Source organism: Sphingomonas sanxanigenens DSM 19645 = NX02 (assembly GCF_000512205.2).
Taxonomy (GTDB): domain Bacteria; phylum Pseudomonadota; class Alphaproteobacteria; order Sphingomonadales; family Sphingomonadaceae; genus Sphingomonas_D; species Sphingomonas_D sanxanigenens.
In genome coordinates, this window is sequence record NZ_CP006644.1 from 3,786,354 (window position 1) to 3,802,018 (window position 15,665).

Consider the following 15,665-nt stretch of genomic DNA (forward strand, 5'->3'; position numbering starts at 1 on the left):
CGCACCCGGCAGAATCCGCTTGCCCGCGCGGTGCCGAACGGGCTCTTTGCGCCGGTGCCGGAATGAGCGCGCTATCCACGATGCGCCGGCGGCCGCAGGAGAAGGGTGCACATGCGAGCGACGTGGGACGGAGTATTCCCGCCGACTGGCGGGGCGGGCCGCGAACGAGTCGCCGCAGACCGGCGCCGCGGTCCAGGCGACGGCGCGATCTGAGGGCGCCCCTTCCCCTCCTCAAGGTCAACCGGGCGGCGCCAGGCCGCCATCGCAAGGAGTGCGCATGCAGCAGGATCCCACGTCGGACCGGGTGGTGAAACGGGTCGTCGTCGCCGGCGGCGGCACCGCCGGCTGGGTGACCGCGACCGCGCTGGTGCGGCATCTGGGGCCGCTGCTCGACGTCACCCTGGTCGAATCGGACGAGATCTCGACGGTCGGCGTCGGCGAATCGACCGTGCCCACCTTCAAGGGTTTCCACGATCTGCTGCGGATCAAGGAAGATGTGTTCATGTCCGCCGCGCAGGCGACGTTCAAGCTGGGCATCGAATTCGAGAATTGGGGCCGGATCGGCGACCGCTATATCCACCCGTTCGGCATCATCGGCCGGCGCGCATCGTGGATGGCGCCGTTCCATCATTTCTGGCTGCACGCGCGGGCGCGCGGCTTCGGCGGCGACCTCGGCGAATATTGCCTGGAACATATGGCGGGGGAGGCGAACCGCATCGCGCTCGATGCCGCGCCCAACCTCGGCTACGCCTATCATGTCGATGCGACGCGCTACGCCCGCTTCCTGCGCGGGCTGGCCGAGCCCGCCGGGGTACGCCGCGTGGAGGGCAAGATCCGCGCAGTCGAGCTTCACCCCGAAAGCGGCTTCGTCGACGCGATCGTGCTGGATAGCGGCGAGCGGATCGAGGCCGACCTGTTCATCGACTGCACCGGCTTCCGCTCGCTGATCCTGGGCGAGGCGCTGGGCGTGCCGTTCGAGGATTGGGGGCGCTGGATCACCACCAACAGCGCGGTGGCGGTGCAATCGCGCTCCGTCCGGCCGCCGCAGCCCTATACCTCGGCGATCGCGCATGAGGCGGGCTGGCGCTGGCGCATCCCGCTGCAGCATCGCGAGGGCAACGGCCTGGTCTTCTGCAACGAATTCATGTCCGACGACGAGGCGCGCGCGAAGCTGCTCGCGGAGATCGCCGGCGAGCCGCTCGTCGAACCCTGGCTGCTGCGCTTCAAGACGGGCATGCGCGTCGACAGCTGGTCTCGCAACTGCATCGCGCTGGGGCTGGCGGGCGGCTTCATCGAGCCGCTGGAATCGACCAGCATCCACCTGATGATGGCGGGCGTGACCCGGCTGATCGAGGATTTCCCGTTCAACGGCTGCAGCCCGGGGCTGGTGCGGCGCTTCAACGAGAAGTCGCGCCTGGAATTCGAATGCATCCGCGACTTCATCATCCTCCATTATCACGTCACCGAGCGCGACGACTCCGCCTTCTGGCGCCGCGCGCGGACGATGGAGATCCCCGATTCGCTGCAGGCGCGGCTGGCGCTGTGGCGCGAGGACGCCCGCGCCTACCAGCTCGACCATGAGCTGTTCCGCATCGAGAGCTGGTCTTCCGTGCTGCTCGGCCAGCGTTTTGCGCCGCGCGGCTATCACCGCCTCGCCGAGATGATGCCCGAGGATGCGCTGCGCGACTTCCTCGATCGCACGCGCGGCGAGATCGCCGGCATCGTCGCCACAATGCCGACCCATCCTGAATTCCTCGCCCGCTATTGCCCGGCACCGCCGCCGGAGTGACCGCCGCGGCGGTTGCGCGGGATGGTTGCGCGACGCCGGTTCCAGCCGCATGCTGGGCGCATCCAGGGAGGCACATCATGTTCAGCCATGTCATGGTCGGATCCAACGATCTCGACCGCTCGAAACATTTCTACGATGCCGTGCTCGGCACGCTGGGGTTCGCCGGCGAGCCCTTCCGCCATGTCGCCGCGAGCGGGCATGCGCGGCTGTTCTACGCGCATGACGGCAGCATGTTCTGCGTGTCCGAGCCGATCAACGGTGAGCCCGCCTGCTGCGCCAATGGCGGCACGATCGGCTTCAGATGCGCGTCGCCGGAACAGGTGCAGGCGTTCCACGACGCCGCGCTCGCGCATGGCGGCAGCGCGACCGAGAATCCCCCCGGCCTGCGCGAGGGCGGCGCGCTCGGCCCGCTCCACCTGGGCTATGTCCGCGATCCCGACGGCAACAAGCTGTGCGCGCTTCACCGGCCGGGGTGATGCCGGGGGCTTGAGGCCCCCTCCCTATTCCAGCGGCAGGAACAGGTCCGCCACCGCCTCATGCTCCGGCACATCCGGGAACAGGCTGAGGCGCTGGCAATAGAGCGGGAAGTCGCGCGCTTCCTCGCCGCTCGCAGGCAGCCATTCGCGGTAGAGATAGCGCGCGGCGGGCTCCAGATTGTCGGTGTGGCCGACGACGCGCAGCACCGCACAGCGCCCGCCCGGGATGTTGCCGAGGCGAACCGTACCGCCCCCGGCCCCTTCATCGACCTGTGCGTCGGCGACCGGCCGGTCGGTGCCGACGCACAGGTCGATGCTGTAATCCGCCGGCGATGCCGGGCGCGGTTCGGATCGCCAGATTGTGTAGGTGGGGTGCGTCGCGGGATGCAGCCCCGCGGCCTTGCGCCAGGCAATGAAGCGCCGGATCGTGGCGCCGAGGCCGGCGGGGGCGCCGCGATGCGCCATGATCGCCACCCGCGTTGGGGCAACCTCACGGATCGTCACGTCGTCGGGTGTATAGGTCGTCTGCACAAGCTTGCTCCTCGCATCGTCGAGAGGCCCGAAGGCCGCAAGCCACGGTTCCCAGCCCGGTCCCTTCCGGAACGCCGAGGGCGATTGCCCGAAGCGTTGGCGAAAGGCGCGGGCGAAGGCGTCGGGCGCGTCATAACCGGCATCCATCGCGACCGCGGTGACGCTCTGCGCATCGCGATAGGCCAGCCGGTACGAAGCACGCTTCATGCGGGCGAGCTGGACATAGCGATGCACGGACAGCCCGAAGGTCGCCGCGAACTGCCGGTGGAAATGATATTTCGAAAATGCCGCGACCGCGCTCAGCGCATCGAGCCCGAGATCGTCGTCGAGATGCCGGTCGATATGATCCAGCACCCGCTGCATCCGGGCATGATAGTTCCGGAGCGCCGCCTTCATCGTTCCTGTTCCTCCGTGGCGCCTCCAATTAGGCCCGCGACGGCGGCACGCGCTCGACCGATGTTGCGGTTCGCGCCGATGTAAGGGGCATTGCCGAAGCGGCAAGCGGCGCGCGCACCGCACGTCCCGACGCCCGGGTGTTGCGCGGATCTGCCTTCGACGGAACAAAAAACGCCGTGAAATGATGGTGTCGGGGCGCATCGGGAGGGCCCGTATCGCAATGACCGGACCGCTGCCCAGCCGCCGTGCCCTGATTGCCGCCCCCCTATTGCTCACGCCGCTGCTGGTGCTGGGCGCCGCGACCCAGGGAGTGTCCATGCCGACCGAAGATCCGATCATCGCCTTCGCCCGCGACTTTTCGGGCGATGACGCCGCGATCGTCGCCGCGGCCGAACGCTATCTCGCGGCGCCGCCCACCGACGAGGAAACGATCGGTTTCTACAGCGCCGGCGACTGGCCGCCGCGCCACCGCGCCTTCCTCGCAACCGTTACCTTGCTCGACGGCAAGGAGAAGCTGACCGCGGTGGAGGACAAATACAGCTATGAACTGTTCGCGCTGTGGGCAGAGGCGGGCGTGATCGATCCCGCGACATTGCCGCCCGCGGCGAAGGCGCTGTTCGGGCCGCTGATCGACGGCGCGGTGCCCGATGCCGATGCCGCCGCCTATCGGGCGCGTGCCTGGGACAGCTATGCGCAGGCCACCGCCGAACTGGAGGCGCATATCGCGGCGCGCGGCAAGGCGTTGCTCTCGGTGGATGCGACCGATGGCGACACGATGCTGTTCGCGCTGGTCGCCCCCGCCATCGCCGATCGCTGGCGCAACCGCGCGCTGAGCGAGCATCAAGGCTATCGCGCCGGCGTGCGCGCGCCGATGTGGGACCGGCTCTGGGCGCACCTCGCCTATGCGATGCGCGGCGCGCTGGTGGCGGAGGATCGGGAGGGCTATCCGCCGGGCACGCCGCGGCGGGTGGAAGAGATACCGTTCGCGGCGTGAGGGTGCATGGCAGCCGCACCCTCGCCGGTCATCGGCCCTGGAAATAGGACCAGATCCAGCCCATTTCCTCGTTTATATTCTGGTTCGATTGATTGCCCGACATGATCGCCATCAGGTTTTGCGGCCGCGTCTCCATGTTGGCGAAGAGAAAAGCCTCGTTCTGCAGATTGAAATTCACGGTCCCCTGAGCGAAATTCGGTTCGCCGACGCGGATCAGCAGGCGCCCCCCACCATGATTATGCTGTTGCCCGTCGCTCCAGGCGAGCATCTTCACCGCGCTGCGAATATCGCTCGGCCCGGGCGCGGTCGGGACCGTTCCCCTCGCCTCTATGATCAAATGAAGGTGGGGATGGGCCGTGCCGCCATGTCCGTCGAAGTAGAGATTGCCTTGCTGGGCAACCCAGCCGCGCAATTCATAGGCCTGCCTGACGGCCATGGGCATCATGTAGGGCAATTCAACTCTCCAGCCGATCTTCAGTACGGGAATGGGAATCCATGGATCACAGCGCCCTTCCGGCAGATTGCAGCGGGCGACAATCGCGTTGCGATTGACATCGGCACCACCGCGATTCCGCCACTCGAAGTCGCGACACGTCTTCCAAATCCCCCCGCGATCCACACCCCGCGTTATTTCGGGGACACAATATGAAATTATTATTATTTCGGGGACACAATATGAAATTATCGAGATTGATCCCGGCGAAACTGGCACCGGCGTGCAGATCCAGAAAGATTAGTATTATGTCCCCGAAACTGTACGCTGCAGTTCCGCGCCCATGCGGAACCTCCTCCATTGATTGATCAGCTTCGCACAATCGCTGTGACGAGCGCCAGCTTTACCCGTTGAATAATGTCCTGGCTTTCTGCAGCCGCGCTCCACCACCTCGCCCCCGGCAAGCAAGAAGCGCGGTCGACGTGCAATTGCGGATATTGCCAGCCAGAAGGTCGGGTGGCATCTCCCGCACATGCGCGCCGGCTTTAATCCCACGAGACGAAACCGGAATATCGGCACCGCCAAGCAGGGCCACGGCCAGAATAACCGCATGGTCGTGCCCAGGAGCCGTGATCTTTACGCCGCCTTCGATCGAATAGGGCGTCATACGCGCGAAGAGCATGTGGTTCAGGGTCAACGGGTCGGCTTCATCGTCGAGGCAATACGCGGTGGGTGCCGCCACCCTTGCACCGTCGACGACGTTGCGCACCTTCTCCACATGATACCGGCGTCGGATTGGGTGGGCATCCGCACGATTCTGTTCCGTCAGCCGACGCGAAAGCAATCCATTCTCAATCCGCTGTGGGGACGGCTGATCTACTGGGGTGAGATTTCGACGGCGCAGCGGCGCACGATCGCTACCGGCCCGATGATCATTCTGGAGGCGGTCGACGAGGATATGACGATGCGTTGGTCGTCCGCGCTCGATCCCGACAGTCATGAACAACTCGATCGATTGCGGGCCGATGGGCACGCGATCGACTTTGACGGGAGATCTCACAGGATCACCGTCACGCCGGCTTCGGCGCGCAATACGCAGCTTTATCGAACGCTGCCGCACGAGATCGGGCACTGGTTCGACTGGCTTGAAAAGGTGGAAGGGCCCGGCGCGCGTGGTGAGCCGTTCGATGCGTTGATGGATCGCTATTTTGCCCGGCCAAAAGCCGAGCGCGAAGCTTTTGCCCACCGCTATGCCGATGACATATACAAAAGCCTGTTCGCCCGCGACTCAATACCGTTCGAGCAAGGCTTCAATAATCCGACAGAGAGAAGCGCGCTGTAAACCTCCCGTCATCCCGTACTTAAGACTGCATCCCGATTCTTCTTTCACTTTACGATAGGCCATGTTCCACTTTGGCCAAGATTCTTGCATGCGCAACAGCTTGACTGGGTAAAGCAGAAGAAGCGGGATCCCGGCTCAAGGCCGGGTGACGATGTGTGTGGGGGAGGAGGCAACCAGGATGTCGGCGCGTCCCTCCGCCGAACCGGTTCACACCGTCTGTTGCCCAATCAACCGCGCATAATGCCACGCACTCGGCTTGGGCGTGCGCTTGAAGGTCTGCCGGTTCACCGCAACGAGCCCGAACTGCCGCGAATAGCCGTGGAGCCATTCGAAGCAGTCGAGCAGCGTCCAGTGGAAATAGCCGCGCACGTCGGCGCCGCCGGCACGCGCGCGGGCGAGGCTGGCGAGGGCGCGGTCGAGGAAATGGATGCGGCGGCGGTCGTCGTCGGCGGCGACGCCGTTTTCGGTGATGTAGATCGGCTTGTCGGTCACGCGCGCAACATAGGCGATCACCGCCTCCAGCGCCTCGGGGCGGAATTCATAGCCGGCCTGGGTACGATCGGCATCGGGGGCGAGCGGCAACGTGCCGGCGGGGCCGACGAAGTTGCGGGTGTAGGTCTGCACGCCGATGAAGTCGCCATGCGCCGCCGCGGTGCGCAGCCAGGGGAGGTAGACCGCGTCGCGCTTGGCGTCCGCCAGATGCCCCGCGCCCACGCCCTGTTCCTCGTTGATCGCCAATGTCACCCCGATCGGATAGCGGCCGGCGCCGGCGCGCAGCGCCTCCACCGCGAGCGCGTGCGCGCGCATCATCACCGGCTGCATCGTCGCGACATCGCCCGTCAGCATCGAGACGAAATGCGCGCTGCCGGTCGCGCGCTCGGCGGCGGCCTTCATCGCGCGGAATTCCGGATGGTCGGCAAGGCCGCCCAGGCGCTGCGGCGTCCATGTCACGACCTCCACGACATTGGGTTCGTTGAAGGTGGCGGCGGCGGCGAAGCGATCGCCCAGCGCACGGCCGACACGATCGGCATAGGCGGCGAACCGCTCCGCCGCCTCCGGCCGCTCGAACCCGCCCGCGGCCGCGAACCAGCGCGGGTAGGAGAATTGGACGAGGTTGACGAGCGGGGCGACGCCGCGCGCGCGCGCATGATCGAGCAGCCGCGCATAATGATCGAGCGCCGCCTGCGAGAAGCGCCCCGGCTCGGGCTCGATCCGCGCCCATTCCACGCTCATCCGCAGCGCGTTGCACCCGATGGCGACGGTAAGGTCGATGTCCTCGCGATAGCGATGCCAGGAGTCGCAGGCATCGCCCGAGGGATCGCGGTAGAGCGTGGGGCGAACATGTTCGAGCAGCCAGCTGTCCGACGCGATATTGCCGCCCTCGATCTGATGCGCGCCGGTGGCGACGCCCCAGAGGAAGTCGGTGCTGGCGGGGGCGGGTTTGGGCAGCGGAAGCGCGGCGGCGGTGGTGAGGAGGCCGGTGCCGGCGACCATGGTGCGGCGGGTGAGGGTCATGGGTGGGTTCCGTAGGGCGAAAAGCCCTCTCCCCTTGGGGGAGAGGGTTGGGTGAGGGGCAGATCGGGCGCAGCACGATCTGCGGAATGCGCAGCATTCCAGTGTTCGGCCGACGAGGCTTTACGCCTGGTGCGACTGCCCCCTCACCCGGTGATCCGCACCGCGTTGGAGATGAGCAGGATCCTTCCGTCGGCACCGCGCACCTGTGCGCGGATCGCGTGGCGGGCGCGTGACAGCGCGAGCGGAAAGGTCAGTACCGCCTCCCCCGGCGGAACCGGCCGCGTCGCCAGCACCGTCGCGCCGTCGAGCAGTTCGAGGCGCGCGCCCTTCGCCGCGGCGATGCGGACCTGCGCGGTCAGGCCGCGCGACGCCGCGATCACGCCGCCCATCGCCACCGTGCGGCGCCCGTCGCTCACTGACAGGTCGAGCAGACTCGCCGGGTCCATCGAGAGATCGACGAACACCCGCCCCGCCTTGATGCCGGCGAGGATCGCGGCCTCGCTCAGCCCCTCGGCATGGACCACCGTCACCGGATAGCCCAGCGCCAGCGGCGTGCCCGGCGCGGCGGTGCCGTCATGGCTGTCGCTGCCGCCCACCGCGACCAGCGCGTCGCCGGCGGCGAGACGATCGAGCCAGAAGGGCAGGTTGCTCAGCTTGCCCTCGGGGTCGCCGCCATCCACCGTGGCGATGATGCCGCCGTTGATCGCCTCCACCGCATCGACGCGCGCATAATCGACATCGGGCATCGACCAGCCACAGCCCAGGCAGGTCACCCCGGTCGGGGCGGCGGGATGGTTGATCGATAGCAGCCCGCCGAGCGCATGGACGCGATCGGCGATCTCGTTGAACGTCCGCAGCCCCGGCGCGATGCGATAGTCGATCGGCTCCTCCACCCCCCACACATTGATGTGGCCGTGCAAGGTGGTCACCTCCTGCCCCGCGATCAGCAATGTGCGGTCGAAGAAGGGCTGCAGTTCGCGCATCACCTGCAACTGGCTGACGGTGTTGTGTTCGGTCAGCATCAGGAAATCGAGCGCGCGCGCCGCCGCGCCGGCGATCGTCGCATAGAGCGGACAGGGCACCGTCACCCCCGCAGGGTTGGCGCAGGATCCGTCGCTGTGCCCGCTATGGACGTGAAGGTCGCCGCGATACCAGCCCGGCCCGCGCGAGGGCACCCGCGCCGACAGCCGCTCGCCCGGCTTCATGAACCAGAGTTTCACCGTCCAGCCGAGCGGCTTGCCCGCCGGCAGGAAGCCGACCGAGAAGCGCAGTTGCCACGCGCCCGCGCCGATACGGCCGGGCAGATAGCCCGGCGTCGCATCGGCCGGCGCGAGGGTCACTTCGCTGCGCCGGCTGCTGGCGCCGCGAAAGCCTTGCGCGTCGGCGAGCCCCAGTTCGATCAGGCTTGCCTTCGGATCGCCGTCATGCGCGAGCGCGATGACCAGCCGGCCCGTTCCTTCCGGCACGGTGAAATCGAGGTTGCGATAGGTGGCGCCGTCCGCGGCGGTGAGTTGCCCCTCCAGCACCCGGTCCGCCGCGCGGTCGGGCAGTTGCGCCATCGCCGGCACGGCGAGCGCCAGCAGCATGGCGCCCAGCACGCGCCGCATCAGCCTCACCATGAGCGCGTCACGACGAACCGCACGTTGCGGCCGAAGATCGGGCGGCCATAGACCGCCTCCGCGGTGCCCTGGCCGTTGAGCAGATCGCCGCGGATATTGCCCTCGGTCACGCCATGCGCGTTGGTGATGTTGTCGCCCACCACCTGGAACGCCCAGTCGCGCCACGAAACGGTCACGCCGGCGCCCAGCGTGTCATAGGCGGCGAGCGCGGTCTGGTTGAACAGGTCGACATATTGGCGGCCGCGATAATTCCAGCGCAGGTAGGTCGCGACCTTCGCCTCGCCGAGATCGAAGCGCACCGTCGGGCGGATATTGCCGTAGACCTTGGGCTGGCGGCTGATCTGGTTGCCCTCCACCGCCGCCGCATCCGCGCCGAACTCGTTGACGAGGTTGGAGATGGTGGGATCGCTGATCGTGAAGCTGCCCGCCAGCGAGAACCAGTCGAACGGCCGCACGGTGGCGTCGATCTCCACGCCCTTGGTCTCGGCGGAGCCGATGAAGGTCAAGGTCTGGTCGTTGCGGCCGGTCGCGGGATTATAGGCGATGAACGACGCGTTGTAGGGATCGAACTTGGTGTAGAAGCCGGTGAGGTAGAGCGAGAAGCGCGGCAGATCCACCTTCACCCCCGCCTCATACTGGTTGGCCCGGTTCACCACCGGCTTGCTGCCGAGGATCACCGTCAGCTCGCTCGGCATCTGCGACGCGCGCGAGACGCGGCCATAGAAGCCCAGCCGGCGGGTGAGGTCGAAATTGGCGCCCACCGTCCAGTTGGTGGCGTCGAGATCGAAGTCGACGCGGGTGGCATTGGCGGCGAAGGTGCGCGTCGCATCGTCCGCAAGTGTCTTCGCATTGCCGAGATTGACCGCCACCGAACCGCGGCTGAACCCGCCGAAGCTGTAGCGTTCGTGCCGGATGCCGGCATCGATGCGCAGCCGGTCGCTCAGTTGCCAATTGTCATTGGCATAGAGCGCGTACATCGTGATCTCCGACTTGCCGCCGATCGCGGTGGTGCCATAGCGCAGCACGCCATTGTCGGTGACCGAGCCGAGCGCGGTGCCGGCGGCGGAATAGGCGATCAGATCGAGGGTGCGCGGCTGGCCCGCCACCTCGAGCAGATAATCCTGGTAGCGGGTGGCGAAATCGGTGCCGTAGGCGGAGCCATAGAGGCCGACCGCCACGTCGTGCGTACCGAAGCCGGTGCGGATGCTGCGGGTGACGCGCAGATCGCCCTGGGTGGAGGCGAAATCGCCCGTCGCCGCGCGATACTGGCCGGTGATGACGAGGCCCGATGCCGCATCGGGATCATAGGGCGTGGCACCGTTGGTGCCGCCCACCGCATAGCGCAGCGACGCGACCGGCCCGAACGCCGCCTGCGCGGCGGTGAGATAGCCTGCGGCGAACACATCCGCATCCGCCGGGTTGGTGGTGGAATAGAGCGCGTCGAGATCGACCTTGCCCTTGGTGTGGCTGAGTTTGGCCGCGATCAGCCAGTCGCCGAATTCGCCTTCATAATCGAGGCCGATGTTGAAGAAGCGGGTGCGGCGCTGGTCGCCGAGATCGCGATCGTCGACGCCCACCCCGCCGGCGCCGTCCCCGAACAGCATCCGCGCGTTGCGCAGGCTGGGGGTGTTCAGCGTGCCCTTGAAATAATCGATGAAGGGATCGAGCGAGACCGAGGGGTTGCGCGGATCGGCGAGCGGGATCGGCAGGTAGAAGACGTTCTGGTCGTTGAGATAGGTGCCGTGCAGGCGGATCTCGCCATTGTCGAATTCATGGACGATGTTGGCGCGGAACTGGCCGCCCTTGTCGCCGGGGAAGCCGTTGTCGCGATAGCCTTCGTGATAGCGGATGAAGCCGCCCGCCGCGAAATAGGTGCGCGCGCCGAGCGGACCGGAGGCATAGGCATCCAGCCGGTAGAGATCGGTATCGCCCACCGTCACCTGCACCGCGCCGTGCGGCGTATCGGTGCCGCGCCTGGTGATCTGGTTGAACACCGCGGCGGCGTTGCTCGCGAAGATCGGCGCCGGGCCGCCGCGCACGACCTCCACCGTCTCGGTCATCAGGTCGAGCCGGTTGAGCACGTCGCCCTTGAAGAAGATGCCGTCATTGTCGTGGTAGAGCGTCAGCCCGTCCTGCTGGAAGGTCGAGAAGCCGCTATCGCTGGGGATGCCGCGCACGCGATAATTGTTCTGCACCTCGCCGCCGGTGGATTCGGCCTGGAGGCCGGGGATCTGGTTGAACAGGTCGGCGAAGCTCAGCGGCGCCAGCGTCTTGATATCGTCCTGCGAGAGGCTGGTGACCGCGTAGGAAACATCGAACTTGCGCTGCGCGCGCGCGGTGCCGGTGACGATGATGTCGCCGCCCTCGTCGGCCGAGGCGGCCGCGTCCTCCGGCGCGGGCGCGGTCTGCGCGAACGCCGGCGTGGCGGCAAGGATCAGCCCCAGCGCCGTCAGGCACGGGACCAGCGAAACTGTCTGCGAACGAAACATGGAATACGGCTCCCCCATCGAGATGAGGGCCACCTACGGCCGGCCTGTTACAGGATTAAGACGATTGTTCGATATCTTCCCCGTTATAAAGGCCGAAATTAGATCACTTGTTCAAATCACCGCTGGCGCAACGCGATGCGCTGCTGGAACGCGGCGGAGCGCGCCCAGCCGTCGCGGCCCAGCGCATCGTCATCGAGCACGACGCCCAGCGCGGCGATCACCGCAGCCTGGATCGCGGCGCGGTCGAGATCGGGGCCGCCCGAGATCGCCCTGCTGATCATCGCGCGGACATTCTCCGAACGCCGCCGGCGCATATCGATGGCATAGGGGATGAAGGTGGGGTCGCGCACCGCCTCCAGCGCGACGATGTGCGTCAGCCACAGCACGACGCGGCCGCTCCGCGCGGCATCGACATCGCGATGATGGTCGGCGGCGGCGGCGAAGGCGCCGGTCATGCGGCGATACTGCGCCTCCAGCCCGGCGCGCAGCAGCTCATCCTTCGGGCCGAAATGATGGACGATGGTGGAGGCGGAAACCTTGCCCACCGCCGCCACCGCGCGGTGGGTGAGCGCCGCGACGCCCTGCGCCTCGATCACGTCCGCCGCCCAGCCGGCGATCGCCGCGCGCTTCTCGGTGGCCAGTTCGGGCGCTGCGGACACGCCCGCCGCCGGCCCCGCCGCCGCTGCGACGAGCCGGTCGAACAGCGCATCGTCGCGAAACGGGCCGGTGGGCGCGAACCCCGCCGCCAGCCGCGCGACCGTGGCGTCGCGCAGCAGCCGATATTCGGGCAGGTGGCGCAGCGCGAGCGTGAAGACGATCTCGTCGCGGCAATAGCCGCCGATCGCCGCCGCCAGCCGCGCACCATCGGGATGATCGCCGAGCGCCGCCGTCCAGAACCGGTCATGCTCGGCGACGACCGGCGCGAACCCGGCCACCCCGCCCGGCTGTTGCCCCGCCCAGACGAGCAGTTCGGCGAGGCTGATGGCGAGGTGCGGCTGCTGCGCGGCGGCATCCTCCAAATAGGCGAGGATGATGCTGGCGAGCACCGCCGGTTCGTCGAGCGCCACGCCCGCCAGCCGCGCCAGCCAGCCATCATGCCAAGCGGCCAGCGTCTCGCACCCATCCGCGATCACCGCCTCGACCAGCGCCGCGCGATCGCCGATCTGATAGTTGAGCGAACCCAGCGAAATCCCCGCCCGCTCCGCCACCGCCCGCAAACTGAGCCCGCGCATCCCCTGCGCGGCGATCACCGCCCCCGCATTGCTGATGAGAGTGGAACGAGACGACATTGGCATCCTGACGAGGGTGGGCAACGGCGCCTGCTTTCGGGCATCGCCGGGCCGGGAGCAAGCGAGCAGGCGGTGCTCCGTCCCCTCGCCTGGGGGATGGCGCGTACGCCCCACTGGCGGACGTCATGATCAAACTTGGTGTTACCGTCAGCGACCCCCGGGTCAAAAAATGCAGCAGGAACTCCGTTAGGAATGGCAGACAGGGGCGGCGCGAACGGCCGAGTGCGAGCAGCCTTCCTGGCATTGCGCAGGATTTCGTCCGTCGCCTTTCATTCCTTAAGCCATTGTTCTCCCCCAGCGTCCGCCGGTCGGCACAGCCCTGGGCAGCGTCATTTTCGGGACTCGATTCCACAGGAGAGATCGAGGTTGCATAAATGAAAACGAGCGGTCACGTTCGCGCTGCACCGTCCCCGGATGCATCGCACGGCAGGTCGCGTGAGCGGAAACAAGCGCCGCCGCGCTTGGCCATCAGCCGGCGGACGCTGCTGGAAGACGGTGCGGGCGCGGTGATCGTGTCGAACGATGTAATGCAAGCCTCGACTAGGGAATGCAGGAAATGCGGAAAAACTGGAATCGGATAACCAAGTTAAAGCTGTCGAGGCTTGTCGCCATCTCCGCTTTCGCTGCGACCTGGTATTGCCCGTCCTTCGTACAAGCCCAAACGCAACATCCCGATCGCACACCGCAGTCGATTCTTTACGGGGTGGCGTATTATGATGAATACACGCCCGCCGATCGCATCGATGAAGACTTCCGGCTGATGAAAGAGGCGAACATCACGGTCGTTCGGATCGCCGAATCGACGTGGGGAACGCTTGAACCGCAGCCGGGCATCTTCAATTTCAGCCATGTCGATCGCATGCTTTCAGCGGCCCAGAGATATGGCATCAAAGTCATCGTCGGCACGCCGACATATGCAATCCCAACTTGGCTCGCCCGTCAGCATCCGGATGTGTTGGTGACGAGACCGGAGGGGCAGGCCAGGTTCGGCGTTCGTCAGAACATGGACATTACGAACCCGCACTATCGCGCAGCGGCTAAGCGGGTCATCGAGAATCTGATCGCCCATGTTGCTCAACATCCGGCGGTGATCGGCTATCAGGTCGATAACGAAACGAAGCCATACGACACGGCGGGATCGAACGTGCAGGCTGCATTCGTGAAGGCGCTGCAGGAAAAATGGGGCAGCCTCGATAAATTGAACAAAGCCTGGGGTCTCGATTACTGGAGCAATCGGGTTAACCGGTGGGAAGATTTTCCTTCGACAACCGGAACAATGAACGCGAGCGTCAAAAACGCCTTCGCCGAATTTCAAAGAGATCTCGTAACGGATTTTCTGGCGTGGCAAACGGAACTCGTTCGCAAGCATGCACGCCAGGATCAGTTCATCACTCAGAACTTTGACCTGGGCTGGCTGAAAACCTCTTACGGTATTCAGCCCGAGGTCAACCATTGGAAAGCAGCCCGACCGCTCGACGTTGCCGGCATGGACATCTACCACCCGACTCAAGATGACCTGACAGGCGTGGAGATTGCCTTCGGCGGCGACCTCGCTCGCTCGCTCAAAGGCGGCGCGAACTACTACGTTATGGAGACCGAGGCGCAAGGATGGGTACAATGGACACCCTATCCCGGCCAACTGCGGCTGCAAGCCTTTAGCCATCTCGCGTCAGGCGCGAACATGGTCGCCTATTGGCACTGGGCTACAACGTCAAACGCGGTCGAGACCTACTGGCGCGGATTGCTGGCCCAAGACTATCAACCGAATGAAGTCTATCATGCCGCGAAGGACATTGGAGCTGACATAAAGCGCCTTGGGCCGAAGCTCGCAGATCTGAAGAAGAGCAATGACGTTGCCATCTATGTCAGCAATCGGGCGCAAAGCGCGTTCGACTCATTCAAGCTACCTGGCAACATCGAATACAACCAGGTGATGCGGCCTTTTTATGATGCGCTATACAGGAGAAATATAGAGGCGGATATCATATCGCCTGATGGAGATTTCGATTTATCGAAATACAAGATGATCGTTGTGCCGGCGCTATATTCCGCAAGCGATGAGGAAATTGCTCGGCTGAATGCTTTTGCCGAATCTGGCGGCCACCTGGTCTATACGTTCAAAAGCGGGTTCTCCAATGAGGACACCAAGGTGCGATACACCAGTCAGCCGGGTGAAATCGCGAAAGCAGCGGGAGTGACCTATCAGCTATTCACCGAACCCAAAGGGGTCAAGATCGGGTCAGAGCCATACGGTCTCAGCGGAAAGGACCTCGAGGCGCGCTGGTGGATGGAATTTCTAACCCCGACGACCGCCAAGGTGATTGCCCGCTTCGAACATCATTCGTGGCCCGACTATGCTGCGATCACCCGCAACTCATACGGCAAAGGGGAGGTAACCTACATTGGCTTCATGCCATCGGACGCGCTGATCGAGGGTGTCCTGACAGACACGGCCAAACGAGCTGGCGTCGTTTGGCCAGATGCAGCCCGGTTCCCTCTTATTGTGCGTAGCGGCACTCTGACGGATGGCAGTCGTGTCCGCTATCTGCTGAACTACTCACGAGAGAAGCAAAATATACCCAGGGAGCTTGCTGACGGAGCAGATCTTCTGACTGGCAAGCAAGCGGCTTCTACAATTGACCCCTGGGGCGTGGTGATCCTAGACGACAGACGTTAAGATGGAGCGAGGGCCTGCTTGTTTGTATCGGTTGGCCTTTGGGGGCCCACCCAGTCCCAGCCGTCCGCAAACAAGCTGAACGAAGGACCGTTTCCGGCATCGGCGTTCAATCGGG

At 65.5% G+C, this 15,665-nt stretch carries 12 protein-coding genes; 5 read left to right on the forward strand and 7 right to left on the reverse strand.

What is annotated here, in order from left to right; genetic code table 11:
* The first annotated feature begins 277 nt into the window (after positions 1-277).
* Positions 278-1,789, forward strand: a complete 1,512-nt coding sequence (locus tag NX02_RS17255) for a tryptophan halogenase family protein (protein ID WP_025293453.1) — start codon at positions 278-280, stop codon at positions 1,787-1,789.
* A gap of 77 nt (positions 1,790-1,866) precedes the next feature.
* Complete coding sequence (locus NX02_RS17260) at positions 1,867-2,265, forward strand: VOC family protein (RefSeq protein WP_025293454.1); 399 nt, start codon at positions 1,867-1,869, stop codon at positions 2,263-2,265.
* A 24-nt stretch (positions 2,266-2,289) separates the two neighbouring features.
* On the opposite strand, the gene NX02_RS17265 is transcribed toward NX02_RS17260, so the two are convergent.
* On the reverse strand, positions 2,290-3,192 hold the full coding sequence (locus tag NX02_RS17265) for an AraC family transcriptional regulator (RefSeq protein WP_025293455.1): 903 nt from the start codon (positions 3,190-3,192) through the stop codon (positions 2,290-2,292).
* A gap of 316 nt (positions 3,193-3,508) precedes the next feature.
* Here NX02_RS17265 and NX02_RS17270 point away from each other — a divergent pair, with 316 nt between their 5' ends.
* Positions 3,509-4,186 carry a hypothetical protein gene (locus NX02_RS17270; RefSeq protein ID WP_162232693.1) on the forward strand — a complete coding sequence of 226 codons (678 nt, stop codon included), beginning with the start codon at positions 3,509-3,511 and terminating at the stop codon, positions 4,184-4,186.
* Positions 4,187-4,214: 28 nt separating this feature from the next.
* On the opposite strand, the gene NX02_RS17275 is transcribed toward NX02_RS17270, so the two are convergent.
* Positions 4,215-4,640 carry a hypothetical protein gene (locus NX02_RS17275; protein WP_162232694.1) on the reverse strand — a complete coding sequence of 142 codons (426 nt, stop codon included), beginning with the start codon at positions 4,638-4,640 and terminating at the stop codon, positions 4,215-4,217.
* 382 nt (positions 4,641-5,022) lie between these two features.
* A complete protein-coding gene (locus NX02_RS30800; RefSeq protein WP_162232695.1) occupies positions 5,023-5,388 on the reverse strand; it encodes a hypothetical protein in 366 nt (121 codons plus the stop codon).
* A gap of 30 nt (positions 5,389-5,418) precedes the next feature.
* On the opposite strand from NX02_RS30800, the gene NX02_RS17280 reads away from it, so the two are divergent.
* Positions 5,419-5,961: a hypothetical protein gene (locus NX02_RS17280; RefSeq protein WP_162232696.1), complete on the forward strand. Its 543-nt coding sequence runs from the start codon at positions 5,419-5,421 to the stop codon at positions 5,959-5,961.
* 207 nt (positions 5,962-6,168) lie between these two features.
* On the opposite strand, the gene NX02_RS17285 is transcribed toward NX02_RS17280, so the two are convergent.
* The 4 genes from NX02_RS17285 to NX02_RS17300 form a co-directional block, all read right to left on the reverse strand.
* Complete coding sequence (locus tag NX02_RS17285; protein ID WP_025293459.1) at positions 6,169-7,476, reverse strand: glycoside hydrolase family 1 protein; 1,308 nt, start codon at positions 7,474-7,476, stop codon at positions 6,169-6,171.
* 143 nt (positions 7,477-7,619) lie between these two features.
* The gene (locus NX02_RS17290; RefSeq protein WP_025293460.1) at positions 7,620-9,083 is read right to left on the reverse strand and encodes a CehA/McbA family metallohydrolase; all 1,464 of its coding nucleotides are present in this window, start codon (positions 9,081-9,083) and stop codon (positions 7,620-7,622) included.
* A 5-nt stretch (positions 9,084-9,088) separates the two neighbouring features.
* Entirely contained in the window at positions 9,089-11,584 is a 2,496-nt protein-coding gene (locus NX02_RS17295) for a TonB-dependent receptor (protein WP_084717867.1), read from the reverse strand.
* A gap of 116 nt (positions 11,585-11,700) precedes the next feature.
* Positions 11,701-12,873, reverse strand: coding sequence for a TetR family transcriptional regulator (locus tag NX02_RS17300; RefSeq protein ID WP_047099808.1), 1,173 nt, complete (start codon positions 12,871-12,873; stop codon positions 11,701-11,703).
* A 556-nt stretch (positions 12,874-13,429) separates the two neighbouring features.
* On the opposite strand from NX02_RS17300, the gene NX02_RS17305 reads away from it, so the two are divergent.
* Entirely contained in the window at positions 13,430-15,550 is a 2,121-nt protein-coding gene (locus tag NX02_RS17305; RefSeq protein ID WP_084718299.1) for a beta-galactosidase, read from the forward strand.
* Positions 15,551-15,665: the final 115 nt, after the last annotated feature.

Bases quoted from the DNA above. Each gene is read 5' to 3' on its own strand.
- NX02_RS17255 (WP_025293453.1), top strand. From the start codon at position 278: ATGCAGCAGGATCCCACGTCGGACCGGGTGGTGAAACGGGTCGTCGTC.
- NX02_RS17260 (WP_025293454.1), top strand. From the start codon at position 1,867: ATGTTCAGCCATGTCATGGTCGGATCCAACGATCTCGACCGCTCGAAA.
- NX02_RS17265 (WP_025293455.1), bottom strand. From the start codon at position 3,192: ATGAAGGCGGCGCTCCGGAACTATCATGCCCGGATGCAGCGGGTGCTG.
- NX02_RS17270 (WP_162232693.1), top strand. From the start codon at position 3,509: ATGCCGACCGAAGATCCGATCATCGCCTTCGCCCGCGACTTTTCGGGC.
- NX02_RS17285 (WP_025293459.1), bottom strand. From the start codon at position 7,476: ATGACCCTCACCCGCCGCACCATGGTCGCCGGCACCGGCCTCCTCACC.
- NX02_RS17290 (WP_025293460.1), bottom strand. From the start codon at position 9,083: ATGCGGCGCGTGCTGGGCGCCATGCTGCTGGCGCTCGCCGTGCCGGCG.
- NX02_RS17295 (WP_084717867.1), bottom strand. From the start codon at position 11,584: ATGTTTCGTTCGCAGACAGTTTCGCTGGTCCCGTGCCTGACGGCGCTG.
- NX02_RS17300 (WP_047099808.1), bottom strand. From the start codon at position 12,873: ATGTCGTCTCGTTCCACTCTCATCAGCAATGCGGGGGCGGTGATCGCC.
- NX02_RS17305 (WP_084718299.1), top strand. From the start codon at position 13,430: ATGCGGAAAAACTGGAATCGGATAACCAAGTTAAAGCTGTCGAGGCTT.